Origin of the sequence: Rhodococcus sp. 114MFTsu3.1, assembly GCF_000383555.1 — a bacterium.
GTDB classification, from domain to species: Bacteria; Actinomycetota; Actinomycetes; order Mycobacteriales; family Mycobacteriaceae; genus Rhodococcoides; species Rhodococcoides fascians_E.
In genome coordinates this window covers 455548-474568 of the sequence record NZ_KB911546.1, presented here as the reverse complement: position 1 = coordinate 474568, position 19021 = coordinate 455548, and the positions used below count along the sequence as shown (strand labels likewise).

Annotated in this window: 20 protein-coding genes and 1 tRNA gene; 11 read left to right on the top strand and 10 right to left on the bottom strand. The window is 64.8% G+C overall.

Features of this window, described 5'->3' with window-relative positions; all coding sequences use genetic code 11:
• Positions 1–7: 7 nt before the first annotated feature.
• A complete protein-coding gene (locus H292_RS0108120) occupies positions 8–1669 on the top strand; it encodes a dihydroxyacetone kinase family protein (RefSeq protein WP_020111064.1) in 1662 nt (553 codons plus the stop codon).
• Between the two features lie 82 nt (positions 1670–1751).
• Here the strand turns inward: H292_RS0108120 and H292_RS0108115 are convergent, their stop codons facing one another.
• The 5 genes from H292_RS0108115 to H292_RS0108095 form a co-directional block, all read right to left on the bottom strand.
• A complete protein-coding gene (locus tag H292_RS0108115) occupies positions 1752–2237 on the bottom strand; it encodes a GAF domain-containing protein (RefSeq protein WP_020111063.1) in 486 nt (161 codons plus the stop codon).
• Positions 2238–2246: 9 nt separating this feature from the next.
• The gene (locus H292_RS0108110) at positions 2247–2909 is read right to left on the bottom strand and encodes a DUF998 domain-containing protein (protein ID WP_020111062.1); all 663 of its coding nucleotides are present in this window, start codon (positions 2907–2909) and stop codon (positions 2247–2249) included.
• A gap of 76 nt (positions 2910–2985) precedes the next feature.
• Complete coding sequence (locus tag H292_RS0108105; RefSeq protein ID WP_020111061.1) at positions 2986–3432, bottom strand: very short patch repair endonuclease; 447 nt, start codon at positions 3430–3432, stop codon at positions 2986–2988.
• Positions 3433–3453: 21 nt separating this feature from the next.
• Entirely contained in the window at positions 3454–4236 is a 783-nt protein-coding gene (locus tag H292_RS26915) for a hypothetical protein (protein ID WP_020111060.1), read from the bottom strand.
• Positions 4237–4278: 42 nt separating this feature from the next.
• Positions 4279–5442 (bottom strand): DNA cytosine methyltransferase, encoded by a 1164-nt coding sequence (locus tag H292_RS0108095; protein WP_051127737.1) that lies wholly within the window; start codon positions 5440–5442, stop codon positions 4279–4281.
• Between the two features lie 226 nt (positions 5443–5668).
• Here H292_RS0108095 and H292_RS0108090 point away from each other — a divergent pair, with 226 nt between their 5' ends.
• Together H292_RS0108090 and H292_RS0108085 are read left to right on the top strand one after the other, a co-directional pair.
• Complete coding sequence (locus H292_RS0108090) at positions 5669–7459, top strand: ABC transporter ATP-binding protein (protein WP_020111058.1); 1791 nt, start codon at positions 5669–5671, stop codon at positions 7457–7459.
• Positions 7452–9296 carry an ABC transporter ATP-binding protein gene (locus H292_RS0108085; protein WP_020111057.1) on the top strand — a complete coding sequence of 615 codons (1845 nt, stop codon included), beginning with the start codon at positions 7452–7454 and terminating at the stop codon, positions 9294–9296. Before H292_RS0108090 ends, H292_RS0108085 begins: the two co-directional genes overlap by 8 nt.
• Before the next feature lie 6 nt (positions 9297–9302).
• Here H292_RS0108085 and H292_RS0108080 read toward each other — a convergent pair whose 3' ends face one another.
• A complete protein-coding gene (locus H292_RS0108080) occupies positions 9303–9626 on the bottom strand; it encodes a hypothetical protein (RefSeq protein WP_027498681.1) in 324 nt (107 codons plus the stop codon).
• Positions 9627–9803: 177 nt separating this feature from the next.
• On the opposite strand from H292_RS0108080, the gene H292_RS0108075 reads away from it, so the two are divergent.
• Positions 9804–10319 carry a putative glycolipid-binding domain-containing protein gene (locus H292_RS0108075; RefSeq protein WP_037143148.1) on the top strand — a complete coding sequence of 172 codons (516 nt, stop codon included), beginning with the start codon at positions 9804–9806 and terminating at the stop codon, positions 10317–10319.
• Here the strand turns inward: H292_RS0108075 and H292_RS0108070 are convergent.
• Entirely contained in the window at positions 10292–11260 is a 969-nt protein-coding gene (locus tag H292_RS0108070; RefSeq protein ID WP_019662839.1) for a prephenate dehydrogenase, read from the bottom strand. The two genes, H292_RS0108075 and H292_RS0108070, sit on opposite strands and share 28 nt — an antisense overlap.
• Positions 11261–11314: 54 nt before the next feature.
• Here H292_RS0108070 and H292_RS0108065 point away from each other — a divergent pair, with 54 nt between their 5' ends.
• The 5 genes from H292_RS0108065 to H292_RS0108045 all read left to right on the top strand — a co-directional run bounded on the left by H292_RS0108065 (position 11315) and on the right by H292_RS0108045 (position 13585).
• On the top strand, positions 11315–11878 hold the full coding sequence (locus H292_RS0108065; protein WP_019662840.1) for a tRNA adenosine deaminase-associated protein: 564 nt from the start codon (positions 11315–11317) through the stop codon (positions 11876–11878).
• Positions 11875–12327, top strand: coding sequence for a nucleoside deaminase (locus tag H292_RS0108060; protein WP_020111055.1), 453 nt, complete (start codon positions 11875–11877; stop codon positions 12325–12327). The genes H292_RS0108065 and H292_RS0108060 overlap by 4 nt, the downstream gene beginning before the upstream one ends.
• A 92-nt stretch (positions 12328–12419) precedes the next feature.
• The gene (locus tag H292_RS0108055; RefSeq protein WP_019662842.1) at positions 12420–12617 is read left to right on the top strand and encodes a CsbD family protein; all 198 of its coding nucleotides are present in this window, start codon (positions 12420–12422) and stop codon (positions 12615–12617) included.
• Positions 12618–12675: 58 nt separating this feature from the next.
• Positions 12676–12766 (top strand) — tRNA-Ser (locus H292_RS0108050).
• Positions 12767–12868: 102 nt separating this feature from the next.
• Positions 12869–13585, top strand: coding sequence for a siderophore-interacting protein (locus tag H292_RS0108045; RefSeq protein WP_020111054.1), 717 nt, complete (start codon positions 12869–12871; stop codon positions 13583–13585).
• Positions 13586–13611: 26 nt separating this feature from the next.
• On the opposite strand, the gene H292_RS0108040 is transcribed toward H292_RS0108045, so the two are convergent.
• Positions 13612–15351, bottom strand: a complete 1740-nt coding sequence (locus H292_RS0108040) for an ABC transporter ATP-binding protein (RefSeq protein WP_020111053.1) — start codon at positions 15349–15351, stop codon at positions 13612–13614.
• Complete coding sequence (locus H292_RS0108035; RefSeq protein ID WP_231383787.1) at positions 15348–17183, bottom strand: ABC transporter ATP-binding protein; 1836 nt, start codon at positions 17181–17183, stop codon at positions 15348–15350. The genes H292_RS0108040 and H292_RS0108035 overlap by 4 nt, the downstream gene beginning before the upstream one ends.
• Before the next feature lie 219 nt (positions 17184–17402).
• Here H292_RS0108035 and H292_RS0108030 point away from each other — a divergent pair, with 219 nt between their 5' ends.
• Positions 17403–17978: a TetR/AcrR family transcriptional regulator gene (locus H292_RS0108030; protein ID WP_019662846.1), complete on the top strand. Its 576-nt coding sequence runs from the start codon at positions 17403–17405 to the stop codon at positions 17976–17978.
• Between the two features lie 18 nt (positions 17979–17996).
• Positions 17997–18485 (top strand): FBP domain-containing protein, encoded by a 489-nt coding sequence (locus H292_RS0108025; RefSeq protein ID WP_020111051.1) that lies wholly within the window; start codon positions 17997–17999, stop codon positions 18483–18485.
• A gap of 58 nt (positions 18486–18543) precedes the next feature.
• On the opposite strand, the gene H292_RS26910 is transcribed toward H292_RS0108025, so the two are convergent.
• A complete protein-coding gene (locus tag H292_RS26910) occupies positions 18544–19011 on the bottom strand; it encodes a hypothetical protein (RefSeq protein ID WP_037188081.1) in 468 nt (155 codons plus the stop codon).
• Positions 19012–19021: the final 10 nt, after the last annotated feature.

Sequence of the window (19021 nt, the reverse complement as noted above, 5' to 3'; positions counted from 1 at the left end):
TGGAGGAATGTTCGTCAACTCCGCCCGAACGTTCGTCGCCGACGCCATTCGAGGGCTCGTCGCCTCCACCGCAGACATCTCCTGGCATCCCGATCCAGGCTTCCTGACCCGGGAAGAACCACTCGCAGCGGGACAGGTAGCTCTCCTGTCCGGCGGCGGTAGCGGCCACGAACCGATGCACGCCGGATTCATCGGAGCCGGAATGCTCGCCGGGGTCTGCCCGGGGCTGGTGTTCACCTCACCCAACGCACTCCAAGTGCACGAGGCATCGAAGTCCGTGAGCGTCGGAGGCGGCGTGGTGCACATCGTCAAGAACTACACCGGTGACGTCATGAACTTCTCGATCGCGCGAGAGCTGTTGCGCGAGGACAACATCGAATCCGACGACGTACTGATCGACGACGATGTCGCGACCGAGCGGGCCGATGGTGACGGGCCGGGCAGACGCGGAACCGCAGCGACGGTGATCGTGGAGAAGATCTGCGGCGCCGCGGCCGAACGCGGAGACACACTCGCCGATGTCGTGGCACTCGGACGCCGAGTCGCGGCGAACTCACGAAGTATGGCGGTGGCACTTCGGGCATGCACGGCACCGGGCTCGAACGAACCCTCCTTCGACCTGCCCGACGGCGAAATCGAACTCGGCATCGGAATCCACGGCGAACGGGGCACCTCACGCGTACCCGACATGCCCGCCCAGGACATCGTTGCTGCACTGACGCAACCGGTAATCGATTCGCTGGGCTTGGAACGCGGCGAATCCGTCATCGCCTTCGTCAACGGACTCGGGGCAACCCACCCGATGGAGCTGCACCTGCTGTACGGCGAACTGGCGGAATACCTGTCCGACAGAGGAATCGAGGTGGCGCGTCCACTCGTCGGCAGCCTGGTCACCGCCCTGAACATGGCCGGCGCATCGATCACGCTCGTCCGCGTCGACGACTCCGTTCTCGAACTTTTCGACGCCCCGACCGACGCTCCGGCATGGCCCGCTCTGGTGCGTGACACAGTGCTGGGGGAGCGTACGGGATTCGGCCCGAGCTTCGCCCCGAGCGAAAACGACTCGCCGCGAAGCGAGTGGGTGTCGGACTGGATGGCGTCGTGGGTGCAGCGAGTGCTCACCGAAGAACCCGCACTGACCGATCTCGACCGCCGCGCGGGTGACGGAGACTTCGGGACCAACATGGTGTCCGCGCTCGAACAGGTGGATCTGGCGCAGATCCGTGAAACCTATTCCGCGCAGACGATCTTCGAAGCCGTGTCCGCTGCGTACCTCGGCCATGCGGGCGGCACCTCCGGAGCACTGTTCGGTATCTGGTTCCGACAGTTCTACCTCGCACTGCACGCGGAAGACCTCGCCGCGATCACCACCGCCGCACGCAACGGACTGGAGAGAATCACCGAACTCGGGGGCGCCCGCGTCGGCGACAAGACCATGGTCGACGCCATCGCCCCAGCAGTCGACGCCCTCGACAACGCGACGGACTTGCGCACAGGTCTGACCGACGCAGCTCGCGCCGCGACCGAAGGTGCGCAGTCGACCGAGAACTTCACCGCCAACAGGGGGCGAGCGTCCTACGTCGGTGACGCCGCCCGAGGCGTCGTCGATCCGGGCGCACTGGTCATTGCGTGGTTCTTCGAAGCGGCCGCGGACGCTGTTCGGGGCTAGAGGTTGGGTGTGGCGTAACAGTTGCGCATTCCCCAGGCGGGATCCCGCCTGTCAGAGGCGCGATTGTCACACCACACCCGGGTCAGGCGAGGGATCCGACGAAGACCGCGGCGATCTGTTCGAGACCGGCCTGGTCGTCGGCATCGAAGCGGGCGAGCAGGGGACTGTCCAGGTCGAATACTCCGACGAGTGTGTCCCCGTCGTACAGCGGCACCACCAGTTCGGATCGGGTCGCACCGTCACACGCGATGTGACCGGGGAACGCGTGCACGTCTTCCACGCGCTGGGTCTGTCGCGACGACGCCGCGGTACCGCACACTCCCTTGCCGAGCGCGATCCGCACACATGCAGGCAGACCCTGGAACGGTCCGACGACCAGCTCTGTGCCGTCGAACAGATAGAACCCGACCCAGTTGACATCCGGGACGGAGTTGAAAACAAGGGCAGACAGGTTGGCGGCGTTGGCAATCCGATCCGACTCGCCGTCGACCAGTGCCCGCGCCTGCTGCGTCAGCTGTGCGTACTGCTCGGACTTCGTACCTTCGAGTGCAGTTGCGGTGAACGACATGGCCCGATTCTAGGTATCGGCGCTTCGGAGCCTCGCGCGCACCGCGAAACCGAGCGTCAGGAGGTAGAGCGACATGCCGGTCACCTGCAGCCGCTGAGCGATACCGAGGCCGTACGAGCCCGGAAGATTGTCGGCGATCATCAACCACGCTGTCGCCAGCGACGTCACGATCAACACGACGAGTCCCACCGTGCGCAGCAGCGCAAGACTGCGGTACCGGAACGCCGCAACGGTGAACGCAACCATGGCAGTGAACACCGCGAACACAACAACTGTGCTGGTCAACGCGTGAATGTGATGCAACTGAGGAAACAGCCCACTCGGTTCCACCGGGCAGGACGGATCGTTCTCCGCAACACACTCGATCGGCAACTGTGAATCGGCAATCGTCGCTGCCCCGAAAACAACCAGCGCACTCCACCCGACATTCGTCAACCGACGACGAGGCAACGTCAACCCCGCCGCACCCGCAACGATCAGCAGAACCCCGGTGACCAAATCCGCCGTGCTGAAAAAATGTCGATACGGCTGATCAGCCGCATCGAGTTCACTGAGGAACGAATGCGCAGGGTCCAATCCCGTATCGAGAAAGAACTCCGCCACCCACGCCGAATACAACACCCCCGCCAGCACCAGCAACACCGTCAGCGCAGTGATCCTCCGTCGTTCCACTCGATCGACAGTAGTTCCACGCTCACCCGCTGTGGTGGGTGCACCTTTTCCCGGACCGAACGTGGCGTTCGGTCAGTCAGACTGACCGAACGCCACGTTCGCTCCCGAAGGGGGGCGAGGATTCGAGGGCGTGCAGGACGAGTGCTGCGGCGTCGGTGACGGGTTCGTGCTCCCAGACTCGGACGACGGTCCACCCTTCGGCTTCGAGGCGCGCGTCGGTGTCGCGATCACGCGCGACGTTCGCGGCGAGTTTGTCCGCCCACCACTGGGCGTTGTTGCGCGGTTTCGTCGCATGAACGGGGCAGCTGTGCCAGAAGCAGCCATCGACGTACACGGCAACCTTTCGGCGAGGAAAAACAACGTCGGCCCGACGCCTCATACCCTTCAGAGGGGCACGGTCGACGAAATATCGCAGGCCGAGCCGGTGCAGTTCTCGTCGAAGCGCAACCTCGGGCTTGGTGTCGCGTCGCCGTTGCTTGCTCAGCCGCGCACTCGTAGCGGCATCGGTGACCGGTCTCCCCACACCCCCACGTTACGGTCTCCCCTAGCCGTCTTCGCTGTCCTCGGGCTCGGACCAGGTGGGCGCGAATTTGTTGCGGCGCTCGACTTCGCCGTGGACGACTGAGACGAAGTCGTCGAAGGACAAGGTCTGAGTGTCCGACGGCCTGCCGTTGCGAGGAGGGGATTCGTCGACGTCGAAGAACCGGACTTCACCGTCCGGGTCGTAGAGGCCGATGAAGACTTTCTCGAACAGGTCGTACCGAGTGTCCTCGGCGCCGAGGTCGACCCACATCTTGCCGGTTCCGCCGACGACAGCGCGTTTGCCGCGACCCGACCGCTTGGACAGCGTCGTGACGTGGTGCGCGAAGGAGGACTTGCCGATGTCGCTGGCCTTGGAGGCGTCACCGTCGTCGCACGTGGCGAAGGGCTCGAACATCACGGCGATCAGCACGCTGTACGGCTGGCGCTGGTGTAGGACCATGGCCTCACCGCGCAACTCGTGGTCGTTGCGGACGATGTTCTTGGTCCAGCGGCCGAACTTGCCGGTCCGGGGGCTGAAGTCCCGGAAGCTGTACGTCTTGATGGAGACGCACAGAATCAGTCCCAGCGTGGGGTCGAGCGCTTTCACGTCCAGCCGCTTGCGGCCTTTCGCGACGTCGACCTGTGCTTCCTGGCCGACGCCCATCGCGTCGGGAGTGATGTTGGGATAGTGCGGGCGCAGGGCGTCGGCGACGGTTTGCGCCAGGTGGTTCGAGAGCCGCTGCGCGTAGTTCTTCTTGTCGCTGCGATCGGCGTCCGGCGCAGGGCTTGTCTCCGGCGAGAGCAAGCGGCCGGGCGAGTGCCGGTGGATCGGGGAACAGGTGGTCGCTCATGCGGCCGGGACTGCACGAGACGTCGGGCTGGGATGCCCGCCCATACGGTCGAGGTGGGACTCGACGTCGTCGAGAAATCCCGGTTGGAACCGAAGATTGCCCATCCGAGCGCGCTTGAGGAATCCGGCCGTCGCCCGAGCCGAGAGCAGCTGGGAATCGTCGAGAAAGTCGCTGAGGTTCTCGTAGGGCTCGTGCACCGGCCACGTCGAGCGGTGCACGCGGTACGCCGAGCCCTTCGCGCCCCACGCGGCGGCGGGCCAGGCTTGACCGGGGAGGATCTGAACGTCGTCGGAGTCGTCGTGGACCTGCGGGCGCTCGATCTGCGCGGCGACCCACGACGCCATCCGAACGCTCACCGCGTTGCCGACGAGCTTCCATCGGTGCCCGGCCCTGACCCCCGGCAGACCGAGCGCCGGTGCAGTCCAGTCCGGGTCGAACCCCTGCAGTCGCTCCGCGCCGACGATCCCCGGCGTGACGATCTCGCCCGACGGCAACCGAACAGCCGGGGGACTGGCGATACCGAGGGACGAGCCGCCCTTCAGCGTCGGAACGGCGTTGACTGCCCAGCCGAGCCCACGGGTGCCCTCGGTCCAGTAGAAACCGCACGGCTGCTCCGACGGGTCACCGTCGGGAAGCGGGCCTTCGTCCTGCGCGAACAGGATTTCGCGGGGGTCCTCGGTGCGGGATGCGAGCATGAGGACTCGCTGACGGCGTTGCGGAAGACCGAACGACCTGGCGTCGACGACGCGGTAGGCCCACATGTACCCGAGATCCGACAGGGCGTCGGTGATGTGACGCATCGCGGCGCCGCGGCCGAGTTGCAGCATGAAGGGAACGTTCTCGATCAACAACCATCGAGGCCCGTTTCGGCGCTTGACCAGACGGAAAACCTCGTCGACGAGCCCGGAGCGTTCCCCGGTGATGCCCGCCGTGCGCCCCGCCTGCGACAGGTCCTGGCACGGAAATCCGGCTGCGACGAGCTCGGTGCCCGACGGCAGCGCTCGGAGCTTGGTGACATCACGGTGAAGCGGCACATCGGGAAAGTGAGCAGCGAGAACCGCGCCGGCGCCGGGGTCGATTTCGCACAGCAATTCCGTCGACCAGCCCTGCTCCGAGAGCCCCAACTCGAGCCCGCCGATCCCGGCGAACAGCCCGACCATCGATCGCGAACCCACGTGCACCCTTCTCTCCCGTAACCGAAACTCGTGGAGAACGTTACTCGAGAAGTACGACAGGTTTTCGCAGGCGCACGGTAGCAGGGCCGAGGCGTGCTTGACCTGAACAATGGTTCAGGTTCGACGATGGAATTCAGCAGTCGAAAAATCGGTTGGTCGAAGTGCTGTCGCGATGAAACCATTCACGCACGCCCGAGTAGGGAGAGCAAACGTGTCGACGGGTGTACTGGAAACGCAGGAGACGACGGCTGCAGTGCCGAACCTTCGGCAGGACGCACCCAGTTCGCTGGCGAGGTTCGTACCGTTTCTGGCCCCGTACAGGTGGTACTTCATCGGGTCGATCGCTGCGTCCATCGTCGCCACGCTGACGGGTCTGGTGATTCCGCTGGTGCTGCAGGGCGTCATCGACGGCCCCATCACCGACGGCAATTTCGCCGGTGTGTGGTGGCCGGCGGCGTTGGTGCTGTTGCTGGGCACGATCGATGCCGTGGGTATCTGGATCCGGCGCTACTTGGTGTCCGGGCCGTCGAGTCAGTTCGAGATATCGGCCAGAGCAACGGTTTTCGAGAAGTTGCAGCGGTTGTCGGTATCCGCTCACGAGGGCTGGGAATCGGGTCAGCTGCTTTCCCGCGCCATCGCCGACCTGTCCTCGCTGCGACGGTTCGTCGCGTTCGTCGGGCCGTTCATCATCATCAACAGCGTCACGTTGGTGGTCGGCCTCGGAGTGCTGTTTCTCCAGTCCTGGCAGCTCGGGCTGATCATGTTGGTCACGTCCGTTCCGCTGGTCGTGATCTGCACCAGGTTCGAGACGCTGTACCGGGTCGTCGCCCGCGATGCGCAGGATCAGGCAGGCGACGTGACCACCACCGTCGAGGAGTCCATCCAGGGCATCCGGGTGCTGAAGGCGTTCGGCCGCAGCGCCCACCTCGGGCGTCGCTTCCTGCGAGAAGCCGCGACGTTGCGTGGGACGGAGATGAAAAAGGTTCGCTACCTTGCCATTCTGTGGTCCTTGATCGTCGGGATTCCACCGCTCGGGATCGGTGCGATGCTGGCGTTCGGCGCGTATTCGATCGTCCAGGGGACGATGACGGCGGGCATGCTCGTCGCGGCCATGGCAATCGTCGCGTTCCTGCTCTGGCCGATCGAGGCATTCGGGTTCCTGCTGGCCGAGCTGAACAACGCGCGCACTGCCGCGGACAGGTACTGGGAAATCATGGATACGGCGGAGACCATCACCGAACCCGACGACCCGGTCACCCTCCCGCAGGACACGCGCGGTGTCCTCGAGTTCCGCGGCGTCGGATTCGCGTTCCCCGACTCCGACGCAGCGCTGTTCACCGACGTCGACTTCCGGATCGATCCGGGTGAGACGGTTGCCCTCGTCGGCGTCACCGGTAGCGGCAAGACCGCGCTGACCAATCTGGTTCCCCGGTTGTTCGACGTCACCTCGGGTTCCATCACCGTCGACGGCATCGACATCAGAACCATGTCGCTCGCGGATCTTCGGTCGGTGGTGTCGGTCGCGTTCGAGGACCCGGTGCTGTTCTCGGCAAGTGTCCGCGAGAACGTCGCGTTGGGTCGACCCGATGCGACCGACGCGGACGTCGACGAGGCTCTCGGCGTCGCGCACGCACGCGAGTTCGTCGACGCACTGCCGTGGGGACTCGACACCCGGATCGGTGAGCAGGGAATGAGCCTGTCCGGCGGACAGCGTCAGCGACTCGCGCTGGCCAGAGCCGTTCTCGGCAAGCCTCGAATCCTCGTGCTCGACGACCCGCTGTCCGCGCTGGATGTGGGCACCGAGGCCCTCGTGCAACGCGATCTACGACGCGTACTGACGCACTCGACGACTCTGCTCGTCGCGCACAGGCCGTCGACTGCCGCACTCGCAGACCGAGTGCTCTACCTGGAGAACGGAACAATCGTGGAGCAGGGTACGCACGAGCGTCTGTTGGCGACGTCGACGCGGTACCGCCACGTGATGGGGTCCCTCGATGACTGACGAGAACGAGAACGATCAGAGCCCGCACGACGACACGGTCGATTGGCGCGGAGTGGCGAACGAGGAATCCGACATCGACCGCACCGGCAACTCGATTCTCGCCGGCCGATCGAGGCAGTTGTTGGCGTCGCTGGTGAGGCCGTACCGGAAGCAGGCGTTGCTGGCGCTCGCGATCATCGTCGTCGACAACATCGCGTTCGTCGCCGGTCCGTTGTTCATCGCGTACGCGTTGGACCACGGAGTGTCGGCTGCGATCGAGGGTAGGTGGGCGCCGCTGGCGTGGACCGTCTTCGGCTACATCGCATTCGGCATCCTCGGAACGATCACCACGTACACGTTCCTGATGGTGTCCGGACGGCTGAGCCAGGCAATTCTGTTCGACCTTCGCGGCCGTGTGTTCGATCATGCCCAGCGGTTGAGCTTGTCCTTCCACGAGCGTTACACGTCGGGCAAGCTCATCTCGCGGCTGACGAGCGACGTCGAGTCGCTGCAGACGCTGCTCGAAAGTGCCCTGAACGATGCATTGTCCGCGGTGCTGTCCATCGTCAGTATCGCGATCATCCTGGTGTATCTCGATGTGCCGCTTGCGTTGGTGGTGCTCGCGGGGTTCGTGCCGCTGGTGTTGATCACTCGGTGGTCGCAGCGTAGGCAGCGCACCGGTTACCGGCGGACGCGAGTGGCGATCGCGAAGGTCGTCGTCCACTTCGTCGAGTCGATGGGCGGTATTCGCGCAGTTCAGGTCTTCCGGCGTGAGAGAAGAAACAACACGATCCTGAACACCGAGGACACCGAATACCGCGACGCGACGACGGCTGCCCTGCGGGGAATGGCCACCTACACCGGCGCCGTCCGATGGATCGGAAACGTCACTCTCGCGATCATCCTCGTGTTCGGCAGCTACCGAGTGATCAACGGACACTTGGACATCGGAGTGCTCGCCGCGTACGTACTGTATCTGCGTCGGTTCTACGGCCCGCTCGACGAACTCGCCATGGTCTTCAACGCCTACCAGTCGGCAGCGGCCGCGCTGGAGAAGATCTCGGGTGTGCTGGAAGAAGAACCGTCGGTGCACGCGCCGACGGATCCGGTCGAATTGCACAGTGCGCGAGGGGACATCGAATTCGACGCGGTCCGCTTCGCCTACACCGGCGACCGCGTCGTGCTACCGGAATTCTCGCTGCACATCCCGGCCGGGCAGGTCGTCGCGATGGTCGGTGCCACCGGCGCCGGAAAGTCCACGCTCGCCAAGCTGCTCGCGCGGTTCTACGACCCGACGCAGGGAACGGTCCGTCTCGACGGCGTCGACCTCCGAGAACTGGGCGACGAGAACATGCGTCGACACATCGTGATGGTCACGCAGGAGTCGTTCCTGTTCTCCGGATCGGTCGCGGACAACATCCGCCTCGGCAAACCGTCGGCGACGGACGACGAGGTGGCTGCCGCAGCCGACGCCGTCGGGCTCACGGAATTCATCTCCACGTTGCCGGACGGAATCGACACCGACGTCCGCAAACGCGGTGGACGGCTTTCCTCCGGTCAACGTCAACTCGTCGCGTTCGCGCGGGTGTTCCTGGCGGCGCCCGCGGTGATCGTGCTCGACGAGGCCACCTCCAGCCTCGACATCCCCAGCGAGCGGCTGGTCCAGCGCGCGCTGGAGACGATTCTGCAGGGCCGTACGGCGCTGATCATCGCGCACCGGCTTTCCACCGTCGCCATCGCCGACAGGGTGCTGGTGATGGAGAACGGGCGGATCGTCGAGGACGGTACGCCGTCGGAACTCATCGAGGAGAAGGGGCGATTCGCCGACCTGCACGAGCTCGCGGTGGCGTCGACCTGAGTGTCGTCACCAGGGTGCGATGGGCGGCTTGACCCACATGATCTTCTCGTCGGCGTGCTTCGGGGAGGCCGACGGGTGACTCGAATTCGACGCCGCCCACTCGTTCTTGCGGTCGAGGAGTTCCGCGGTCATCGTCCACGTCTCCAGCGTGCTCGGGGGAGTGATGTCCGCGGCCCTCGCGAGCTTGCGTCGGGCGGCGTCGGTCATGGCCAGCAGTTCGCTGCCGTCGATACCGCGCTCCCAGATGTAGCGCGCCAACGCCGTTGCCTTGTCCTGTCGCGATTTCGCGGCCTGTTCGGAGTGCGCGAAGTCGAAGCCACCTCCAGTCATGTCGATCACAATAATGCGCCTCGAGAACGAAAAATCACCACAGCTTGTTCCGATGGCCCCCCTGTCGCTTAACGTAGTCGGGTGACCACTCCAACTTCGGGTGCAGAAGCCGCCCCTTCCGTGACCACTTCGACCTGGCCGGCGATTCTGACCTGGCGAGCACACGACGTACCCCGCATGGAGTCGGTCCGCGTCCAGCTGAACGGAAACCGAATCAAGGCGTCGGGCCGCATCATCGGCGGTGCCTGCGACGAACATCCGGCGTTCAGTGCGTCGTACGACCTGGTGACCGACGAGAACGGCATCACCCGCAGGCTTTCCCTGCGCACCGCGGTCGCCGGCGGCGAGAAGCAGGCATCGGTCAGCCGCGACAACGAGGGCTACTGGATGATCGAGGGGTCGCACGCGTCGCAGCGTTCCACCTACAACGGTGCGCTCGACGTCGACGTGGTCCTGAGCCCGTTCTTCAACACCCTGCCGATCCGCAGGCTCGGTCTGCACACCGACTCGTCGGACATCGTCGTACCGGTCGTGTACGTCAACCTTCTGGACCTGAGCATCCAGGAAGCAGGCCTGACCTACAGCAGCGGCGCCGACGGCATTCACGTGCTGTCGCCGGTGTCCAGTTCGTCGGTGACCGTGGACGCCGACGGCTTCGTTCTCGACTACCCGGGGCTTGCCGAACGGATCTGACGCACGACGCCGCCCCGTCGGCCGGCTGCCCGGAATTCTTCGATCCAGTTCTCGTCGCCCGGCTCGATGCCGGTGATGTCGAAACGTTCGTGCTGCTCGTACTGTCCGCGCGCGGCATGGCCGGCGGTGACCAGCGTGCGGGTCGACCCTTCGTCGACGAGTTCCCTACGGGCTGCAGTCAGCAGGTCCAGAGCCGCATCGAGCGCGTCGGTGAGGGCGACGGCGTTGCCCTCGCACATGGCCCGAACCAGATCGGGCGCCGACGACGCCACTCGCGTCCCGTCTCGGAACGAGCCGGCGGCCAACCCCAGCGCGAGAGGGTTGGCTGCCCCGACCTGGGCCAATGCCTCGGCCAGCAGGTGAGGCAGGTGCGAGATGCGTGCGACGGCGCGATCGTGTTCCACGCTCTCGACCGGGATCACGACGGATCCGCAGTCCACGGCGAGCGACGCGACCTGACGCCACACATCGGGATCGGCCCCGTCGTCGACGCCGACGACCCACACCGCGTCCTGGAAGAGGTCGGGATCGGCCGCCGCCCAGCCGGATCGATTCGTTCCCGCCATCGGGTGCCCGCCCACGTAACGCGACGACAGCCCGCGACGCGCGACCGCCGCGGCGACCTCTGCTTTGACGCTGACGACGTCGGTGATCGGGTTGTTCGGGGCGTGCTCGGCAATGGCGGCGAGAATGCCGTCGACGGCGGGCATCGGCACCCCGACGACGATCAATGCGCCGGTCTCCGCCGCCCGGGTGAGTGCTGCCGTCAGGTCGGTGCCGGTGTCGAACCCGGCGTCGGCCGAGCCGGCGATGGCGTCGGCGGAACGGTTGTATCCCCATGCGGTTCGTCCCGCACGAACAGCAGCCTGCAGGACCGATCCGCCGATCAGCCCGAGCCCGAGTACACAGACATCAGTGTTGGTCACGGCACCCAGTTTCACAGGTGGACACGGTGGACTTCATTTCGAGGCGGTAAGGCGACTACCGTTGCGCGCATGGCTGCACAGCGCGGGAGTAACAACTCCGCCAAGGCGAAGAAGTTCGACGGTCCGAGCAAGGAGACATTCGACGACCTCGAAGGGTTCGGCGTTGCCGTCGTCCGCGAGGACGGCAAGTGGCGCGTGACCCCGTTGACCACGGCTGCGTTGTCCTCCCTGTCGACAGCTGAGACCGAACTGCGGGAAATGCGCAGCTCCGGGGCGGTCTTCGGACTCCTCGACGTCGACGACGAATGCTTCGTGGTGCTGCGGCCCGCACCGTCGGGCACCCGTCTTCTTCTGTCCGACGCCAGTCTTGCAGGCGAGTACGACATCGCCGCCGACGTTCTCGACGAACTCAACATCGAGATTCCCGACTTCGACCCGGACGAACTCGACGACATCGAACCGTGGCCCGAGGGCGACATGGGCCTGCTGTCGGATCTGGGGCTGCCGGAGGCCGTCATGGGCATCATCGTCGCCGAGACCGACCTGTACCCGGACGAGCAGCTCGGCTCCATCGCAGGCCGCCTCGGATTCGCCGACGAGTTGTCCGCTGTGCTGGACAAGCTGCCTCGGTGACCGACGAGGACCTCGTTCGCGCAGCGCTCACCGCTGCGCAGGGAGCGTCCGACCTCGACGTACCCGTCGGTGCCGTCGTGTACGACGCCGACGGGCGAGAACTGGCCCGCGCGGCCAACGCCCGTGAAGCGACCGGCGATCCAACGGCGCACGCCGAGATTCTCGCACTCCGCGCCGCAGCGTCGCTTCACGGCGACGGTTGGCGACTGGAAGGCTGCACGCTGGCCGTCACGCTCGAGCCGTGCACGATGTGTGCGGGAGCTCTGGTGCTCGCACGGGTCTCGCGCGTCGTGTTCGGGGCATGGGAACCGAAGACGGGCGCCGTCGGCTCGTTGTGGGATGTCGTGCGGGACCAGCGGCTGGCCCACCGCCCCGAAGTCCGTGGCGGCATCCTGGAGAACGAATGCGGCGACGTCCTACGCCGGTTCTTCGACGCCAGACGCTTATGAAACTCTCATGTTTGTGGCCTCTACCTGTGGGTAAACCGTCGTCGGGGAACGCGGAACACGCGTTCTGAACGACGCATCCTCAGGAGGCAAAAATGGGACTCGACGACAAGATCGGTAACAAGGCCGAGGATCTGGGCGGCAAGGCCAAGGAAGCCACCGGCGCAGCCACCGGCAACGAAGAGCTCCGCCAGGAAGGCAAAGGCGATCAGCTCTCGTCCGCAGTCAAGGACGGCGCCGAGAAGGTCAAGGACGCAGCCTCCAACATCAAGGACAAGCTCACCGGAAACTGATCCGGCCGCTTGACCAGGCGATTTAGCCACAGGCCGCTACTGCGGTATTGTTCTCCGCGGTGGCGTGTCCGAGCGGCCTAAGGAGCACGCCTCGAAAGCGTGTGACGGGTAACCCCCGTCCGAGGGTTCAAATCCCTCCGCCACCGCCAAATCTCCCCACCTGCATCACGCAGGTGGGGAGATTTTTTGTGTCACTGTCTCGCGTCGATCTACACAGCAAACCACTCGGTTGATTAGGGTACCCTGCCCTTATGAGCAGAGGCGTTGAAGGCATCATCATGAAGGCGTACAAGACGGACGACTACAAGTTGACCGTCACGTCCAGGGAACACGTCACCGACAAGTACGTTCGCGTCGGCTTCGACGGCGGCGGATTGCTGAAGAACCACCCGGTCCACCCGACGCAATGGGTCCGCCTGTGGATCGACGACGGCACCGGCAAGGAACGCCAGCGTGGGTACACGCTGACGCAGCAGGACCCCGCAACGGACACATTCGTCATCGAATTCGCCGTCCATTACGGCCCCGCGTCGAAGTGGGCCGAAACCGCCGAAGCCGGTGACGTCCTCGAAGCCACCCTGATGCGCGGAAACAACGGTTCCAGCTTCGAGATCCCCGAGCCTGCGCCGTCCGAGTTCTTGCTGTTCGGCGACACCGCATCGCTCCCGGCGATCAACACCATCCTCGACACCCTCGGCGACACTCCGGCGAAGGTATGGCTCGAATGGCAGTACGAATCCGACCCGACCCTCCCCGTCCACGCAGGACCCAACACCGAAGTGACCTGGCTCCAGCGCGTCGACGACGGTCGTCTCCTGCGCGAGCAAGCAGAAGCTCTCACCCCAGCGGCCGACGCCTTCGCCTGGGTCGCATGCGACGGCCGAACCACGCGCTCGATCGTCAAGACCTTCAAAACCGTCCACGGCTTCGCGAAGGACCGCATCAAGTCACAGGCGTACTGGAAGTAGGGCCGGCCCTCCGTTCCGGGGTCGCGTCAAGCGATGGAGGGATCGCGCTCCAACCTCCAGCCGCTGGACCGCGAGCGCTCGTGCCAGAAGCCGGCGTATCGGCCGTCGAGGGCGAGTAGTTCGTCGTGTGTTCCACGTTCGACGATGCGCCCGTCGTGCAGGAACAGAATTCGATCCGCGTGCGCGATGGTGGCGAGTCGGTGTGCGACGACGATGACGGTCTTGTCCCGAGTCAGCTCATGGATGCCCCGGACGACGACGGCTTCGTTGTGCGGGTCGAGGGCACTGGTTGCTTCGTCGAGAAGGACGATCGGTGCGTCCTTGAGCAACGCCCGGGCGATCGATACACGTTGACGCTCGCCGCCGGACAGGGTGGTTCCGCCTTCGCCGACTTCGCTGTCGTATCCGTCGGGGAGTCGTTCGACGATGTCGTCCACGCAGGCGATCGCGCCGGCTCGACGGATGTCGTCGTCGGAAGCGTCGGGTCTCCCGATCCTGATGTTCTCGGCAATGGACCGCTCGAACAGGTAGACGTTCTGGAACACCAGTGACAACTGCCCGAACAACGTTTCCGACGGTTGCGCACGCACGTCGTGGCCGCCGACCGTGATGCTGCCTTCGTCGACGTCGGCGTATCGAGCAGCAAGCCGAAGCAGTGTGGTCTTGCCCGATCCGCTGGGGCCGACGATTGCCGTCGTCGTACCGGCCTCGACGGAGAACGACACGTCGGAGACGACGGGGGTCTCACCGTAGCCGAAGGTGACACCGGTGAATTCCACGGCGGGCGCGTCGGGCTGCACCGACGAATTCGTCTCGGGCAGAGCAGGTTCGACGAGCAACTCCGTCGCGCGGGCGATCGACGTCGATGCCGACCGCAACGCGGTTCCGATCTGTGCCGCCTGATTGAGTGGTTCGATGAAACGCGCACTCACCGCGATCAGCGCGATGGCTGCGGCGGTGGAGATCGCACCGCCCGTCACTTGGCCGACGACTACATAGGTGAGAGCCAGGAATGCGGCCTGCACGAGAAGGCCGAACATGATCACGCCGGTGACGGCCGATACGACGTTACGAGTTGCCGCGGACTTCTGCGCTTCCAAGGCCGCGCCCAGCGCGCGGTTGCCGTCTCCGACAGCGCCGAACGCACGCAGAACGGGTTGAGCCTGCGCGAATTCGACGACGCGTGTGTCCGCCTCGGTGGCAGCTGCATGTGTTCGCTCGTCCGCTCGGACGTACGCTGCGTTCCCGAGACGGTTGACAGCGAACAGAATCGGTGCGGCGACGAGCATGGACAGAGCAATTCTCCAGTCGACGAACAGCATTCCCACGGCAACTCCGACGGGAACGAGGATGCTGGTGATCAGCTTGGCCGTGAGGTACGCGACGGCGTGCTGGATGTCGAGGACGTTGTCGATGACGATGCGGGACACCGATGCAGCGTTGTGGGTCTCGAACCACGCGAGTGGGAGCGCATTGAGCCGATCACCCAAGCGAGTCTGCAGTCCCGACTGCATTCCGATGGCGATTCTCAGACCCAGCGTTGCTTGCAGGACCGTGAGCCCGCCCATCAGAGCGACGGCAACGGCCATGACTGCCGCCCAGCGCCATGCGCGGCCGGTGTCGCCGTCGAACAATGCCTCGAGCAGCGGCACGAGCAAGCAATACGCCGCGGCCTGCGATAGTGCCTGCGCGACCGTGACGGCGATCAGTCGGGGGTTGAGGTGTGCGTACTCGTCGGGTACGAGACGGAAGACTGCAGCGATCATCGGTTCTCCTCCACGTGTACGGCGGCGCCCAACGCAGCTTCGTTGACATCCCAGAGCCTCTGGTAGAGCCCACCGCCGTGGACCAGATCGTCGTGCGTGCCGCGCTCGACGATCGCTCCCTTCTCCAACACCAGGATCTGGTCGACGCCGGTAACGGTGTGCAGGCGGTGTGCTATCACCAACACGGTTCTTCCGGAGACCAGCACCGCAAGAGCGTCCTGCACCGAGGCCTCGGACTCCGGATCGGCGAACGCGGTCGCCTCGTCCAGAACCAGGATCGGTGTGTCGGCGAGCAAGGTGCGGGCAATCGAGAGCCGCTGGGCTTCACCGCCGGACAGGGAGGCGTCGACGCCTATTTCCGAGTCGTAACCGCGCGGGAGTGTAGCGATGCGCTCATGTATCCGAGCCGCGCGAGTTGCGACCTCCAGCGCCGCTTGGTCGGCGTCGGGACGTGCGAGGAGCAGATTGTCACGAATACTTCCGGCGATGAGGCGGACGTCCTGGAACACGAACCCCACTGTGCGGTAGAGCTGCTCCGGTCCGATGGCGCGGATGTCCCTGCCGCCGATCGTGATTCGTCCGGACTCCACGTCGTAGAACCGAGGCAACAGGGCCGCGAGGGTCGACTTCCCCGATCCCGACGGGCCCACCAGAGCGGTGATGGTTCCCGGCGAGAGCTCGAAAGATACGTCGTGGAGAACGGCACGGTCCTGTCGGTAGCCGAAGCTCACGGACTCGAACTCGACCGTCCCGTCGACGATGCCGGGCGCATCGGTGGTAGCGACGGCCAGTTCGGACTCCTCCTGCAGAGCGTGCAGTCGCTGCGCGGCAACGGCGCCGTCCCTCAGGGCCTGACCACTGTAGCCGAGTCCCATTGCAGCGCTGCCTATCCCGAGGCCGACGAGGAGGAACGGCAGGACGTCGATGGCGTCGAACCACCCCTGGGACACCCCGATCAACCCGCCTACGACCGTCAACAGCATCACGAAGACCGGAGAGATGACGACGTCCGCAGTCGCCTGCAATGGGATCATCGGTGTCTTGAACTTGCCGAGGGCGTCGGCCTGACCGTCGACGGAGTCCTGGAACGACCTGTGTGCTTTCCCTGCCTGGCCGAATGCGCGGACCACCTGGATGCCGTCGACGTATTCGATTGTTGCGGAACGCAGCCGACGATTCCACCGATTGAACACCGCGAGACGGTCGCGACTGGACTGATCCATCATGCGGCTCAACAGAATTGCGTAGACCAGCAGCGGGAGGATCAGCAACAATGCCAGTCTCCACTCGACAGTGAAGAGGTACACCAGCGTGACCAGAGGTATCACCACGGCCCCGACGAACTCCAGCCGCGCATGCGCGACGAGGTAGTGGAGTGCGTCGACGTCGTCCTGTAGATAGCCCTTGATCTCCGCGGAATTGTGAGATGCGAACCAGCCGAGTGGAACCCTGGTGAGTTTCAGCGCCAACGCTCTACGCAACGAGAGTTGAACCCCCGCATCCGTGAGGTGGGACAGAGTCATCGCTACCGCTTGTAGAAGTATCTGCGCACCCAGTGCCCCGAACGCGACGAACAGCAGCACCCAGATGCGCCCGGTATCGGTGGATTCGTCCAGCAGCTCACGGCACATCTCGACGATCACGATGAACGGGGCGACGGCGCACACCGCGGCAACTGCTGCGATGACACTGGCCACCGTCAGGGTGCGACCGACCGGCGCGAGGATTGCGCGTCGGGCATGCGCTTGGTCTTTCTTGTTCTGTTGGGCAACCGTCCGCGGAAGGCTGTTGCCTGCATCGTCCGCGGTCAGCGGTTCGGATTGCACCGTCATGCGCGCTCGCAATCTTCTGTTCTTCACGGGCACCAGCCCACCGGTCGGATTAGATCCTTACACATTCTCAGTAGGCAAGGCTAACCTCGAAAACCGGAAGGTCTGTTACGAGTGGTCGTTGTGCGCCCGGGGTAAACGGTTTGCAGCAAACCTTGCCCGCGTCTACTATTTCCTAGTGTTATTAGGCAAAAGCCGGTTCCGGCTAGGAGGGAGGTAACGATGGCACGCGCAGGCCTCAATGCTGCTCGCCTCACCGCGGCGGCCGCGGACATGGCGGACGAGATCGGGTTCGAGAACGTCACTGTTCTTGCCCTGGCCAAATCGTTCGGCGTGAAAGACGCCAGCCTCTACTCGCACATCAAGAACTTGCGAGATCTCCGGCAACGGGTGGCTGTCGCCTCGCTGTCCGAACTGGCCGATTGGGTATCCGACGCCGTGGCGGGGCGGGCGGGCAGAGATGCGCTCGTCGCGTTCGCCAACGCGTACCGCGATTTCGCCCGTCAACATCCAGGGCGATACAACTCGACTCGATACGAGCTCGACGCGGACGTAGCGCTCGCGAGTGACGCACGCAAACACTCGCACATGTCGCGCGCGATCCTACGCGCGTACAACTTGCCCGAACCCGACGAAACCGATGCAGTCCGATTGCTGGGCAGCACATTTCATGGCTTCATCGAGATCGAGAGCTCGGGGGGATTCGGCTACGGCATCCCCCCGCGAGAATCCGAACAGACGTGGCAGCGAGTACTCGACGTACTCCACCACGCACTCGAAAACTGGCCGAAGGCCTGACGTTCCGGGAGAACACACATGCAGTCCATCACCGAGAAAGAGATCAGACAGTCGTTCGTGAACTGTTCCAAGGGCGACGCCAAACGAATGAACCTGCCATCCACCCTGACCGACACCGACTGGGAACAGCTGGATTTCCTCGGTTGGTCCGACCCGTCGTACGCAGGTCGAAGCTACATCGTCCTACCCAAGGGCGACGAGCTGGTCGGCGTCGCGCTCAAACACGAATCCGGCGGATCCGACCGCGCGCAGATGTGCACCATCTGCACGACGACGCACTCACGCGGCGACGTATCGCTCATGACCGCCAAGAAGACCGGCGAATCAGGGCGGCGCGGAAACACCGTCGGCACCTACATGTGCACGGACCTACTGTGCTCTCTGTACGCACGAGGCAAGAAGACCCCGGCGCTGGGCAACCGGTACCGCGAGAACCTCAGCACCGAGGAGCGCGTCGTACGGGTTCAGGAGAACATCGAAGCGTTCATCGCCAGGCTGTACACCTGACAGGCTGTACACCTGACATCTGTACACCTGACAGCTGCTTCACTCCCGCCGCCTCGGTTCAGCAGCTGCCGAGGCCGGCTGCGTCCAAACCGCGGAGCATCTGCTGCTGGTCCTCGGGAGGGACCGTCGACCAGCTCGGATTGGCCTGCAGCTGTGCGGAAATCCCGTCGACGGTCACGTTCCGTGGAGCGCCGGTGACGGCGAGGGCATCGATCGCGGCAAGGAACTGCTGGCAGGTCTCGACGTACAGTTGCTCGCCGGTGGGCCGGTTCGACCCGTCGCCCTGGTCGATGGGCAATTGCACGGGTGCCGGTGGGGGAGCGTCCGCCGGTGTGGTCTCGGGTACGAAGGATTCGGCCGGAGCGGCAGGCGGCGGCTCCGCAGTCGTGGAAGGGGCGGCCGTCACCGTCACCGTCACCGTCGTCGACGTGGAGGATGTGCTGGGCGCGGCCGAGGACTGCTCGTCCGAGCCGCATCCAGCGAGGGCGAGCATCAACACTGCGCCGGTGACGATGGTCCGCTTCATGGCCAACTGT